The sequence below is a fragment of the Acidovorax sp. LjRoot129 genome (assembly GCF_964253765.1).
In the GTDB taxonomy this organism is placed as follows: Bacteria; Pseudomonadota; Gammaproteobacteria; order Burkholderiales; family Burkholderiaceae_C; genus Acidovorax.
The window spans coordinates 5,247,254-5,260,111 of the sequence record NZ_CAXUSE020000001.1 but is presented as its reverse complement, the minus strand read 5'-3'; the positions used below and the strand labels follow the sequence as shown (position 1 = coordinate 5,260,111).

7 protein-coding genes are annotated in these 12,858 nt (G+C 66.7%); 4 read left to right on the top strand and 3 right to left on the bottom strand.

Annotation, left to right across the window (positions count from 1 at the left end):
• Positions 1 to 127: 127 nt before the first annotated feature.
• The 3 genes from ACSQ3Q_RS24065 to ACSQ3Q_RS24055 all read right to left on the bottom strand — a co-directional run bounded on the left by ACSQ3Q_RS24065 (position 128) and on the right by ACSQ3Q_RS24055 (position 5,442).
• On the bottom strand, positions 128 to 1,624 hold the full coding sequence (locus ACSQ3Q_RS24065; protein WP_436136822.1) for a DUF3999 domain-containing protein: 1,497 nt from the start codon (positions 1,622 to 1,624) through the stop codon (positions 128 to 130).
• A complete protein-coding gene (locus ACSQ3Q_RS24060; RefSeq protein WP_436136821.1) occupies positions 1,621 to 4,578 on the bottom strand; it encodes a DUF2339 domain-containing protein in 2,958 nt (985 codons plus the stop codon). Before ACSQ3Q_RS24060 ends, ACSQ3Q_RS24065 begins: the two co-directional genes overlap by 4 nt.
• Positions 4,579 to 4,959: 381 nt before the next feature.
• Entirely contained in the window at positions 4,960 to 5,442 is a 483-nt protein-coding gene (locus ACSQ3Q_RS24055) for an Lrp/AsnC family transcriptional regulator (protein WP_436136820.1), read from the bottom strand.
• A 190-nt stretch (positions 5,443 to 5,632) separates the two neighbouring features.
• Here ACSQ3Q_RS24055 and ACSQ3Q_RS24050 point away from each other — a divergent pair, with 190 nt between their 5' ends.
• From ACSQ3Q_RS24050 to secF, 4 genes are all read left to right on the top strand, one after another.
• A complete protein-coding gene (locus tag ACSQ3Q_RS24050; RefSeq protein ID WP_436136819.1) occupies positions 5,633 to 9,208 on the top strand; it encodes an indolepyruvate ferredoxin oxidoreductase family protein in 3,576 nt (1,191 codons plus the stop codon).
• A gap of 302 nt (positions 9,209 to 9,510) precedes the next feature.
• Positions 9,511 to 9,846: a preprotein translocase subunit YajC gene (gene yajC, locus ACSQ3Q_RS24045; protein ID WP_436136818.1), complete on the top strand. Its 336-nt coding sequence runs from the start codon at positions 9,511 to 9,513 to the stop codon at positions 9,844 to 9,846.
• Between the two features lie 163 nt (positions 9,847 to 10,009).
• The gene (gene secD, locus ACSQ3Q_RS24040; RefSeq protein WP_436136817.1) at positions 10,010 to 11,893 is read left to right on the top strand and encodes a protein translocase subunit SecD; all 1,884 of its coding nucleotides are present in this window, start codon (positions 10,010 to 10,012) and stop codon (positions 11,891 to 11,893) included.
• Positions 11,894 to 11,905: 12 nt separating this feature from the next.
• Positions 11,906 to 12,856, top strand: a complete 951-nt coding sequence (gene secF, locus ACSQ3Q_RS24035) for a protein translocase subunit SecF (RefSeq protein ID WP_436136816.1) — start codon at positions 11,906 to 11,908, stop codon at positions 12,854 to 12,856.
• Positions 12,857 to 12,858 lie beyond the last annotated feature (2 nt).

Sequence of the window (12,858 nt, the reverse complement as noted above, 5' to 3'; positions counted from 1 at the left end):
ATAGCCACCTGCTTGCTGGGCTCGCACGGGCGCGGTCACCGGATGCTGGCGTCCGGCGTCCGGACTCTACTAGTCCAGGGCGTTCAACAGGCCGTCGACCGAGCCGCGCAAAAGCCGGGATGCAGCATCACCCCGCATCGGGCGGCGAAGTCGGCGCCTGGCTTACCGGCTTCGTCTGGCGCATCAGCAACCAGGCCATGAGCCCCAGCGCCGCAACACCTGCCAGCAGCACCGCCCACAACACCCAGCTGCGCGTGGACAGGCCGTCGCTGGCTGCGGCAGCGGCCACCAGCGGGCCTCCCGCTGGTGTTCCGCCGGTGATGTCGGCCCGGGCCACATCGGCCAGCGCCAGGGGCAGGGTGTTCTCCTGCTGGGACTGGTAGCCCGGCACCAGGCTCGCCAGGGGCAGGAACGCGCTCGCAGCCGCACCGGCACCGGGGAAACCGGCCGCCAGGGTGAAGGGGCCCTGCCCGCTGGCCAGGAAGACCAGTTGCGCCGGCTCGAACTGCAGCGCGATGTCGGGCGCGGCGGCAAAGCCGGCCGACCGGGCGTCGGCCTCGATCTTGATCTCGCGCACCGAGGCGCCGCCCAGCTCGACCGGTGCGTTGGTCTGCTCCTTGCCGCCTGTGGACATGCGGTAGACCGTGGCGCTGGCCAGATGCGACCAGGGCTGTTCGCGGTGGTTGCGGCCCAGCACGCGCACCGGCACCAGCACATTGCTGCCCTGCGGCGTGATCTTGAGCGCAGCGACCGGTGTGGCAAACGGCAGGGCGAACACCAGCTCCCGCGGGTTGTTGCCCAGTGGCGGCACCGCCATGCTGGCGCTGACGCGCTCGCGCGGACCCATGCCGCGCGAGGTGACCAGCGTGGCACCACGGAACGTCACCGCGGCATCGCCCCAGGTCACGCGCAGGTAGTGGTCTTTCAGGTCCGCCCGTTGCAGGTCGATCTGCTCATTGCCCAGCCGGCCCGGCGTCGCAGGTGTGGCCGCAGCGTCGGCGCGGTACAGCACCGTCTCGGCCAGCAACTGCCAGTTCTTCAGGTCGCGGCTGGCCTGCACCGTGAAGGTCACCGGTTGGCCGGCGGGCAGATCAGCGTCCAGCGCCATGCGGGCCGCGGGCAGCTGGAGACCGCGCGCATCGAGCAGCGCGCCTCGGACCGTTTGCGCGCCGGCAGGGCCTGCTGTGCCTGGCGTACCGGTGGTGTCGATCTGCACCACGCGCCGGCCTTGTTGCTCCTCGATGCGCAGCGACAGGCCTTCCAGCCCGGCCTGCCCTGACGTGCCGGGCCCGCCCAGGATGGGATAGGCCGGCAACACCACCGATTCCTCTTGCGCGCTGGCCGCCGCCACGCCGGCCAGCGCCATGGGCACGGGCTGGCCTGCGCCGTTGAAGAGCCGCACGTCGGCATAGCCCGGGTGCTGCAGGCGCACCAGCACTTCGGCGGGCAGCAGAACGCGCTGCAGCGGCGCATCCCCCGCCAGCGTGACGGGGATGCGGATGGCGTAGGCGGCCGGGCTGTTGGCATCGGCCGCAGCGTGGGCACCGCCAACGGACAGGACCAGTGCGGCAGCGGCCAGCCATGCGGCTACGGGCCGCGGCAGGTGGTGACGGACAGATTTCATGGCAGTGATTCCTCTTGCACAGGTGCCACGGGCGCCGCAGGTGAGACCGGCGGAGCGTCAGGTACCGCACGGGGCGCCGCCTTGGGCGGCAGCGGCGCGAAGTAGCCCACCACCAGCATCAGCACGCCCACCGCGATGAACGCAATGATGCGTTCGGCACCCCCCGCGTTGGACAAATCGATCAGCAGCAGCTTGACCACCACCAGCCCCAGGAGGCCCGCGCCCACCAGCCACAGCGGCCGCTGCGCGCGGCGGTGCGCCAGCACCATCATGCTGAGCGCCAGCAGCGTCCACAGGATGGCGTAGCCGGTCTGCACGACGAAGCTGTCGAACAGCGCCGACGCATCCCAGCGCACGCCGAAGAAGTGGTGGGCCACGCGCAACCACACCGTGTTGATCGCGATGAACACCAAGAGGGCCAGCGCCACCAGCGCATGGCGGCCGGTGACCCAACCCGCCTTGGCCGGCGGCGGCAGCGCCGACACCAGCACCCGCCGCCAGAACACCAGGCTGCCCAGCGCCAGCGCCAGGGTCAGGTCGGTGGGGTTGAGCAGCGGGATGTAGGGCAGCGGCGCAGTGTGGCCCGACGAGTGCACAGCCGCCAGCAGCGAGCCCCAGAACACCAGCACCGCCAGCGGCAGCGCCGCCAGCCAGTAGTAGGCCTCGGCATGCGGGTTCAGCGGCCAGGGCAGCGCTGCGCGCGCCGCAGGCCGGTTGCCGCGGCCCGCCCACAGCGCCAGCAGCATCAGCACCGCAATCGCGCTGACCAGCATGACCACGCCGGCCCACGAGGTGCGCCACAGCTCGGCCTTGCCGATGCCAGACCACAGGCAGTCGGCCAGCAGAAAGGTCACCAGCCACGCCGTGGCGGCATGGAACCAGCCGAAGGCCGAGGCACCCGCTGCGGGCTTGCCGTCCGCATCGGCCGCTGCCTGCAGGCGGTCGGTCTGCCGCAGCATCCACACATGCAGCGCCAGCACGACCGGCCACACGGCCCAGGCGGGCGTGGCCAGTACGCGGTAGCCGTCGCCCACCTGCGCGACAAAACCCATTGCCAGCACGGCGATGGTGCCGCGCGCCGGCCAGGTGGCCACGGCCCAGCGCGTGCGCAGGCCCAGCACCATCGACAGGGCGGCGCTGAGCACGACGGCCAGCATGATCAGCAGTTCGGTGATGCGTTCGGAGAACACTGCCACGGGCCATTGGTTGGCTTCAAGGCTGGGCACGCGCCGTGTGATCTCCAGCACCCAGGCCAGGCACCAGAAGGCAAAACCGTAGAGGTACGCGGGGCTGGACAAGCGCGCTTCGACACCTGCATACGCCTTGGCCCAGGTGGAGCCGCTGTGCGGCAGCGGCTTGCGCAGCCACCAGGCCAGCAGCAGGGCCGGCAGGGCGATCAGCAAGGCGCCCAGGAAGGCCGGGTTGACCAGCGGCAGGCGCGAGATGCTGGAGACGCCGTCCATAAAGGCCAGCATCGCCGCACCCTGCAGCACGATACCAAAGGCGCGTGGCATCCAGCGGGCTTGGCGCATGCCGACCCAGAAGGCGCCAGCGCCCTCCAGTGCCCACACCGCCGATGTCCATTGCGCGTCCAGCGCCAGCGGCACGGCCAAAGTGGCAAAGCCCACGCCAATGGCGATGAAGCATTCGATCAGCAGGCGGTAGTTCTCGAGCGCGCGGCGCACCAGCACCATGGCGGCCAGCAGGTACAGCGCGGCAAAGGCCAGCGCCGAGAAGGCGGCGCCCAGCTCGAACGGCTGCGCCAGCCCGGCCTGCAGGCCAAAGCCCACCAGCGGCGTGCCGAACACCAGCATGGTGTCGACCGCGTTGCCCAGCTTGGTGGGCGTATTGCGTGCGTACAGGATGGCGGCGAAGAGGTAGATGAGCACGAAGACCGCGAGGAAGGGCTGGGTGCTGGCGTACTGGTCGGGCACGTACTTGAGCACGCCCCAGGCCGAGGCCACGCCGAAGGTCGCCACGAAGCCCACCACGTTCAGCACGCGCCAGGAGCGCTTGTAGGCGATGAACAGAATGGCCAGGTTGAGCAGGGTGTAGTAGCTGAACAGGCCGACGTGGCTGCCCTGCCCGGTGGACAGCAAAATGGGCGCCGCAAAGCCACCGGCAAACGCTGCCACCGCCAGCGAACGCGAGTCCTGCAGCAGCGCCAGCGCGCAGCTGGTGGCGCAGACCGCGATCATCAGACCAAAGGCGAGCATGGGCGGCAGCAGCCCGTAGAGCCGGAAGGCCGCAAACACGGTGAGGTACATCACCGCCACGCCGCCGCCCTGCAGGGCCAGCGCGAAGGCAGGCTTGTCCACACGCTTGCGGAAACCGACCACCAGCAGCGCGATGGCCACGCCGGCAATCGCAGCCAGGCGGAACTCGACCGGGAGCAATCCGGCAGAGGCCGCGTAGCGCGCCAGGAAGGACAGGCCGATGAACAGGATCACCAGGCCGACGCGCACGATGGTGTTGCCGCCGAGGAACCAGTTTTTGGCGGCCAGCACGGCCTGCTCGATGGCGTTGGGCGTGCTGGGCGGTGCAGGGCGACGGGGCGGCGGGGCAGATGCCTCGATGGGCGGCAGGCCCTGCGGTGTGAGGCCTCCCATCGCGGGGGCATCAGGCACCTCAAGCAGTTCTTCCCGGGCGGCGGGCGCAGCCGCGGCCGGCACACGGACGGGGGCTACCACGGCGGCGGAGGGTGCGCCCGGCGCCCAGTCTTCGGCCAGGGTGGGCGGCGCGGCTGCAGCCGCGGCCACCGGTGCGGGGCGGGCCACTTGCTTGGCGGCATGCGCCTGGAGCTCGCTGCGGATGGCAGAGCGGACCACCCAGCGCAGCGAAAGTCCGGCAAAAAGTCCCAGGAAACCGCCCACGAATGGCGCCAAGTCGCTGTAGCGGTAGCCCGGAAGCGCCCAGCCGAGCACTGCGCCCCAAAAAATGCCCCAGAAGATCATGCCGACCGCTCCCTCATTGGGCCCCCTCGACGGGCAAAGTGCCTGCGTCCGAAGGGGTCCGTAGTTATTTATAGATCCACAAAAAACCGTTCGCACCCCGTGCGCTGCACCGAAGCGCCCCGGCTGTGGGGACGGGGCGAATGGCCTGCAGGGCGTGTGGTGGATGCGGCGCGCGGAGCCGTGGTGGTCCCGCTGTGGTTCAGCAGGCTTATACAACACACCATGCGGTGGATCCACGCGCGGACCCCTTGGGGCATGGCGTTGGGCCGGGCGGTGCGCCGGGCGCAACACAGGGACACGAGCGACGCACCGATTGAGGCTCCAATAGCCCTCTACCGCTTATCTATATTGCACTTATAGCTATTAAATGAATAGCATTCGTCATTTGGCATGCGCCAGGTGCGTGAGCGGCAGCGCGCTGCTGGCCTTGACCTCGCCCAGCGAGAAGCTGGTGTGCATGTCTTTCACATTGGGCAGGTTCAGCAGCACATCGCGTGCAAATTGCGAAAAGCTGTCCAAGTCGCGCGCCACCACCTGCAGCTCGAACGTGCCGGTGCCGCTGATGTAGTGGCACGACACCACCTCGGGGATCTTGCGGATCGCCTCTTCCATGGCAAGCGTGAGGCCCCCGGTGTTGCGGTCGGCATCGAGCCGCACGAAGGCCAGCACCCCCAGGCCGATCTTGTGCCGGTCGATCTCTGCGCGGTAGCCCTTGATGAAGCCTTGCTCCTCCAGCGCGCGCACGCGGCGCCAGCAAGGCGCGGCCGAGAGGCCTACGCGCTGGGCCAGTTCGGCGTTGGTCAGGCGGGCATCGGCCTGCAGCTCGTTGAGGATGGCGATGTCGAATTTGTCGAGAGTGTTCACAAATGGGCCGTCTGGAGAAAGATCCTTTCTCAGAATAGCCCAAACACGGCACAGAACGCAAAGACATATCAGCTACGCAGACATACACTTCTCTGCACACTGGAGTCGCTGCCCTAAACGGGCGGAGGGGCTCCGACCCCACCGGGCCCACAAGGCGCGGCCCCACAAAAAAGCCATTGGAGACATAGCCATGAACGCACCGCTGCCCGAGCACATCCGCAAGGCCCTTGAGACCGTCACGCTGGATGACAAATATTCTTTAGATAGCGGCAGAGCCTTCATGAGCGGGGTGCAAGCCCTGGTGCGCCTGCCCATGCTGCAGCGCCAGCGCGATGCGATGGCGGGGCTCAACACCGCCGGCTTCATCAGCGGCTACCGGGGCTCGCCGCTGGGCACGTATGACCAATCTTTGTGGGCCGCCAAGAAGCACCTGGCCGCCAACAACATCGTCTTTCAGCCCGGCGTGAACGAGGAACTCGGCGCGACGGCGGTCTGGGGCACGCAGCAGCTCGACCTGTACCCGCAAAGCAAGAAGTTCGACGGCGTCTTCGGCATCTGGTACGGCAAGGGACCGGGCGTGGACCGCTGCTCGGACGTGTTCAAGCACGCCAACATGGCCGGCACCGCCAAGCACGGCGGCGTGATCGCCATTGCGGGCGACGACCACATCAGCAAGAGCAGCACGGCCGCCCACCAGAGCGACCACATCTTCAAGGCCTGCGGCACGCCGGTGTTCTTTCCGAGCAGCGTGCAGGAAATCCTGGACATGGGCCTGCACGCCTTCGCCATGAGCCGCTTTTCGGGTGTGTGGTCGGGCATGAAGACCATCCAGGAGGTTGTGGAGTCCTCCAGCAGCATCAACATCGACCCCGACCGCGTGAAGATCGTGATGCCCGAGGACTTCGTGATGCCGCCCGGCGGCCTGCACATCCGCTGGCCCGATGCGCCGCTGGAGCAGGAGGCGCGCCTCATGGACTACAAGTGGTACGCGGCCCTGGCCTATGTGCGCGCCAACAAGCTCAACTACAACGTGATCGAAGGCAAGAACGACCGCTTCGGCATCATCGCCAGCGGCAAGGCCTACAACGACACGCGCCAGGCCCTGGTGGACCTGGGGCTGGACGACGACACCTGCCGCCAGCTTGGCATCCGCGTGCACAAGGTCAACGTGGTCTGGCCGCTCGAAGCCACCATCACGCGCGATTTTGCCCAGGGCCTGCAGGAGATCCTGGTGGTGGAGGAAAAGCGCCAGGTCATCGAATACCAGCTCAAGGAAGAGCTGTACAACTGGCGCTCGGACGTGCGCCCCCACGTGCTGGGCAAGTTCGACGAGCCCGAGGGCGATGCCACCGGCGGCGAATGGTCCATGCCCAACCCCAGCCAGAACTGGCTGCTGCGCGCCAAGGCCGACCTGACGCCCGCCATCATCGCCAAGGCGATTGCCAAGCGGCTCAAGAAGCTGGGCGTGTCGAGCGACATCATCGCGCGCATGGATTCGCGCATCGCCGTCATCGAAGCCAGCGAGCGCGCGATGACTGAACTGAAGGTGGACACGGGCGAGCGCGCTCCCTGGTTCTGCAGCGGCTGCCCGCACAACACCAGCACCCGCGTGCCCGAGGGCTCGCGCGCCGTGGCCGGCATTGGCTGCCACTACATGGCCAACTGGATGCCCGACCGCAACACCTCCACCTTCACGCAGATGGGTGGCGAGGGCGTGACGTGGGTGGGCCAGGCACCGTTCACCACCGACCAGCACGTGTTCGCCAACCTGGGCGACGGCACTTACTTCCACAGCGGGCTGCTGGCCATTCGCCAGAGCATCGCCGCGGGCACCACCATCACCTACAAGGTGCTGTACAACGACGCCGTGGCCATGACCGGCGGCCAGCAGGTGGGCGAGCGGCCCGAAGGCCATTCGGTGCTGCAGATCATGAACAGCCTCAAATCCGAAGGCGTGGTCAAGCTCATCATCGTGACCGATGAGCCGCAGAAGTACGACGGCGTGCCGCTGGCCGAGGGCGTGACGGTGCACCACCGCGACGAGCTCGACACCCTGCAGCGCCAGTTCCGCGAGATCAAGGGCTGCACGGTCATCATCTACGACCAGACCTGCGCGACAGAAAAGCGCCGGCGCCGCAAGCGCGGCACCCTGGCCACGCCCGACAAGACCGTGGTCATCAACGACCTGGTGTGCGAGGGCTGCGGCGACTGCTCGACCAAGTCCAACTGCCTGAGCGTGGAGCCGGTGGAGACGGAATTCGGCCGCAAGCGCCGCATCAACCAGAGCACCTGCAACAAGGACTACTCCTGCGTGAATGGCTTTTGCCCGAGCTTCGTCACGGTGGAAGGCGGCAAGCTCAAGAAGCCCAAGAAGGAAAAGAAGGGCGACCTGGCCAGCCTGCCGGCCATCCCGGAGCCCGTCCTGCCCGTGGCCGAAGCAGCCTGGGGCATTGTGGTCGGCGGCGTGGGCGGCACGGGCGTGATCACCATCGGCTCGCTGCTGGGCATGGCCGCGCACCTCGATGGCAAGGGCGTCATCACGCAGGACGCCGGCGGCCTCGCGCAAAAGGGCGGCGCCACCTGGAGCCACATCCAGATCGCCAACCGGCCCGAGGCCATCTACACCACCAAGGTCGACACCGCCAAGGCCGACCTGGTGATCGGCTGCGACTCCATCGTGGCGGCGCACAAGTACACGCTGGCTGTGATGCAGCCGGGCCGCACCTTCGTGGCGCTGAACACGCACGGCACGCCCACGGCGGCCTTCGTGACCAACCCGGACTGGCAGTTCCCCGGTGCCAACTGCGACAGCGCCATCGCTGCCGCGGTGGGCGCGGGCGGAGTGGGCAGCTTCGACGCCGAGCAGGTGGCCACCCAACTGCTGGGCGACAGCATCTACACCAACCCGCTGATGCTGGGCTACGCCTGGCAAAAGGGCCGCGTGCCTTTGAGCCTTGCATCGCTGATGCGCGCCATGGAATTGAACGGCGTGCAGGTCGACAACAACAAGGCCGCGTTCGAATGGGGCCGCCGCTGCGCGCACGACCTGGCGTCGGTGCAGACGCTGTTCCAGGCCGCGCAGGTGATCCAGTTCGTCAAGAAGCCGTCGCTGGCCGAGACCATCACCAAGCGCGTGGACTTCCTCACCGGCTACCAGAACGCAGCCTACGCGGCCGACTACCACGCCTTCGTCGAGAAGGTCAAAGCCGCCGAGTCCCGCCTGGACATCGGCACGCGCCTGAGCGAGGCCGTGGCCCGCTACCTGTTCAAACTGATGGCGTACAAGGACGAGTACGAGGTGGCGCGCCTGCACACCGACAAGGCCTTCACGGACAAGATCGCGAACATGTTCGAGGGCGACTACAAGCTGGTGCACCACCTAGCGCCCCCGATGACGGCCAAGAAAAACGACAAGGGCGAACTCGTCAAGCAGCCGTTTGGCCCCTGGATGCGCAGCGCCTTCGGCGTGCTGGCCAAGCTCAAGGGCCTGCGCGGCACCGCGCTGGACATCTTCGGAAAAACCGAAGAGCGCCGCATGGAACGCGCCTTGATCGTGGAATACCGCGCGTGCATCGACGAGCTGCTGGCAAGCCTGACAGCCGATAACCACGCGCTGGCGGTGGAGATCGCCCGCATCCCGGAAGAGATCCGCGGCTACGGCCACGTGAAGGAACGCCACCTGAAGACAGCACGCCCCAAATGGGACGGCCTGATGGCCCAGTGGCGCAGCGGCCCCGCCGCCCCGGCGCAGCGCCAGGCGGCTTGACGTCTGGCCTTGTGGCCGCAGCCTGGACAAAAGGCCCGTGCAGTGCGTGGGCCTTTTGCTATTAATTGAGGAGCTAACAGCGCTTATGCATCAAGCGCTAGAGGCACTTTTGACTCATATTTTTCTGCCGCCACGCCCCCGTCGCACCGCGCCAGCAAACACCCGCGCGTGCTTGGGTCTTCACCCCTTGGGGCGTGGGCGGGGCCCCGCATACAATGCTCTGTTCCGCCCTGGCGGGCGCCCGTGGCGCCGGTTGCTGGCGGTTTTTGTGTATTTTGACCATCCGTTGTGGAGTTCCACCCGTGTTTATTTCTTCCGCTTTTGCCCAGACCGCACCCGCCGCAGCCGCAGGTGGTGGTGGCCTCATGTCTTCGCTGACCGGCATGCTGCCCCTGGTGCTCATGTTCGTGGTGCTGTACTTTGTCATGATCCGCCCCCAGATGAAGCGCCAGAAGGAACACCGCGCCATGATCGAAGCCATCGCCAAGGGCGATGAAGTGGCGACTTCCGGCGGCATCGTCGGCAAGGTGACGCGCCTGTCCGAAGGCTTCCTGCACATCGAGATCGCCAACGGCGTGGAAGTGCAGATGCAGCGCAGCGCGGTGGTTCAGGTGCTGCCCAAGGGCTCGGTCAAGTAATCAATGAACAACCCCCTGAGGCGCTGCGCGCCTTTCCCCTTCTCTCGCTGCTTGAGCGCAGGAAGGGGGACGATGCCGGTGTGGCCTGGCAAAGCCAGCTCCACGGCATCCCTGGCAGGGGTCGGCGCGATGCGCCATGGACAACTGAGATAAGAGCGCGATCATGAACCGTTATCCGGTCTGGAAGTACGCGATCCTGGTGATCGTGCTGCTGGTGGGGGCCTTGTACACCCTGCCCAATTTCTTCGGTGAGGCGCCTGCAGTGCAGGTCTCGTCGGCCAAGGCCACCATCAAGGTGGACGCCGCCATGCAGCAGCGGGTGGAAGAGACACTCAAGGCCGCTGGCGTGACGCCCGACTTCGTGGCGCTGGAAGGCAACTCGGTGCGTGCGCGCTTCGACACGCCCGACAACCAGCTCAAGGCCAAGGACGCTCTGCAAAAGGCCTTGGTGCCCGATGCCAACGATGCGTCGTACATCGTCGCGCTCAACCTGGTGTCGCGCTCGCCCCTGTGGCTGAAAGCGCTGCACGCCAACCCCATGTATCTGGGCCTGGACCTGCGCGGCGGCGTGCACTTCATGCTGCAGGTGGACATGCAGGCGGCGCTGACCAAGAAGGCCGAGTCGTATGCGGGCGACATCCGCAGCGCGCTGCGGGACAAGACCATCCGCCATGGCGGCATCACCCGCGACGGCCAGAACATCGACATCAAGGTGCGCGACGAGGCCACGCTCACGGCCACGCGCAATGTGATCGCCGACCAGTTCCCCGATCTGCTGGTCACCAGCACGCCGGAAGGCAGCGAGTTCAAGCTGCGCGCCGCCATCAAGCCCGAAGCCACGCGCAAGGTGCAGGAGCAGGCGCTCAAGCAGAACATGGTCACGCTGCACAACCGGATCAACGAACTGGGCGTGGCCGAGCCGGTGATTCAGCAGCAGGGCCTGGACCGCATCGTGGTGCAGCTGCCCGGCGTGCAGGACACGGCCAAGGCCAAGGACATCCTGGGCCGCACCGCCACGCTGGAAGTGCGCATGGTGGACGAGGGCACCGAAGCCCGCTCCGCCGAAACCGGCCGCGGCCCGGTGCCATTCGGCTCTGAGCGCTACCTGGAACGCAGCGGCCAGCCGATCATCGTGAAGAAGCAAGTCGTTTTGACCGGCGAGAACCTCACCGACGCCCAGCCGGGCTTTGACGGCCAGACGCAGGAACCGACGGTGAACCTCACGCTCGATGCCAAGGGTTCGCGCATCTTCCGCGACATCACGCGTGAGAGCATCGGCAAGCGCATGGCCATCGTGCTGTTTGAAAAGGGCAAGGGCGAAGTGGTGACGGCCCCTGTGATTCGCAGCGAAATCGCTGGCGGCCGGGTGCAGATCTCGGGCCGCATGACCACGGCGGAAGCCAACGACACCGCGCTGCTGCTGCGCGCCGGCTCGCTGGCCGCGCCCATGGAAATTATCGAGGAATACACCATCGGCCCAAGCTTGGGCGCCGACAACATCGAGCGCGGCATCAACAGCGTGGTCTGGGGCATGGTGGCGATTGCCGTCTTCATGTGCATCTACTACGCGCTGTTCGGCGTGTTCTCCACTGTGTCGCTGGCCGTCAACGTGCTGATGCTGCTGGCCATTTTGTCGATGCTCCAGGCCACGCTCACGCTGCCCGGTATTGCCGCCATGGCGCTGGCGCTGGGCGTTGCCATCGACTCGAACGTGCTGATCAACGAACGCATCCGCGAGGAACTGCGCGCGGGCGTGTCGCCGCAGGCGGCCATCCACGCGGGCTATGAGCGCGCCTGGGCGACCATCCTCGACTCGAACGTGACCACATTGATCGCAGGCCTGGCGCTGCTGGCGTTTGGCTCCGGCCCGGTGCGCGGCTTTGCCGTGGTGCACACCATCGGCATCCTGACCAGCATGTTCTCCGCCGTGTTTTTCTCGCGCGGCCTGGTGAACCTCTGGTACGGCCGCCAGAAAAAGCTCAAGAGCGTGTCGATCGGCCAGGTGTGGAAGCCTGAACCCGACACCGCTGTGGCCAAAACGAATTAAAGGAGGAAGACCATGGAATTCTTCCGCATCCGAAAAGACATCCCTTTCATGAAGCACGCGTTGATCTTCAACGCGATCTCCTTCCTCACCTTTGCGTTGGCAGTGTTCTTCCTGCTCACGCGCGGGCTGCACCTGTCGGTGGAGTTCACGGGCGGCACCGTCATGGAAGTGGCCTACAGCCAGCCGGCTGAACTGGCCAAGGTCCGCGAGACCGTGTCGGGCCTGGGCTACCCAGACGTGCAGGTGCAGAACTTCGGCACCGCGCGCGACGTGATGATCCGACTGCCCGTGCAAAAAGGCGTGACGTCCGCGCAGCAGAGCGAGCAGGTGCTGGGTGCCCTCAAGGCCGCCAACCCTGAAGTCACGCTGCGCCGCACCGAGTTCGTGGGCCCGCAGGTGGGCGAAGAACTGGTGCACGGCGGCCTCATGGCGCTGGCCATGGTGGTGGTGGGCATCGTGATCTACCTGGCGTTCCGCTTCGAGTGGAAGTACGGCGTCGCGGCCATCATCGCCAACCTGCACGACGTGGTGATCATCCTGGGCTTCTTCGCGTTCTTCCAGTGGGAGTTTTCGCTCGCCGTGCTGGCGGGCGTGCTCGCGGTGCTGGGCTACTCTGTCAATGAGTCGGTCGTGATCTTCGACCGGATCCGCGAAGCCTTCCGCAAATACCGCAAGATGACCACCCACGAGGTGATCGACCACGCCATCACCAGCACCATGAGCCGCACGATCATCACCCACGCCTCCACCGAAGCGATGGTGCTGTCGATGTTCTTCTTTGGCGGCCCCAGCCTGCACTACTTTGCGCTGGCGCTGACCATCGGCATCCTGTTCGGCATCTACTCGTCGGTGTTCGTGGCCGCGGCCATCGCCATGTGGCTGGGCGTGAAGCGCGAAGACTTGATCAAGCCTGCTAAAAAGGACGAGGATCCGAACGATCCCCATGCCGGAGCCGCCGTCTGACC

Excerpts from the sequence above, each read along its gene's own strand:
- secD (WP_436136817.1), top strand. The coding sequence starts at position 10,010 with ATGAACCGTTATCCGGTCTGGAAGTACGCGATCCTGGTGATCGTGCTG.
- ACSQ3Q_RS24065 (WP_436136822.1), bottom strand. The coding sequence starts at position 1,624 with ATGAAATCTGTCCGTCACCACCTGCCGCGGCCCGTAGCCGCATGGCTG.
- ACSQ3Q_RS24050 (WP_436136819.1), top strand. The coding sequence starts at position 5,633 with ATGAACGCACCGCTGCCCGAGCACATCCGCAAGGCCCTTGAGACCGTC.
- secF (WP_436136816.1), top strand. The coding sequence starts at position 11,906 with ATGGAATTCTTCCGCATCCGAAAAGACATCCCTTTCATGAAGCACGCG.
- ACSQ3Q_RS24060 (WP_436136821.1), bottom strand. The coding sequence starts at position 4,578 with ATGATCTTCTGGGGCATTTTTTGGGGCGCAGTGCTCGGCTGGGCGCTT.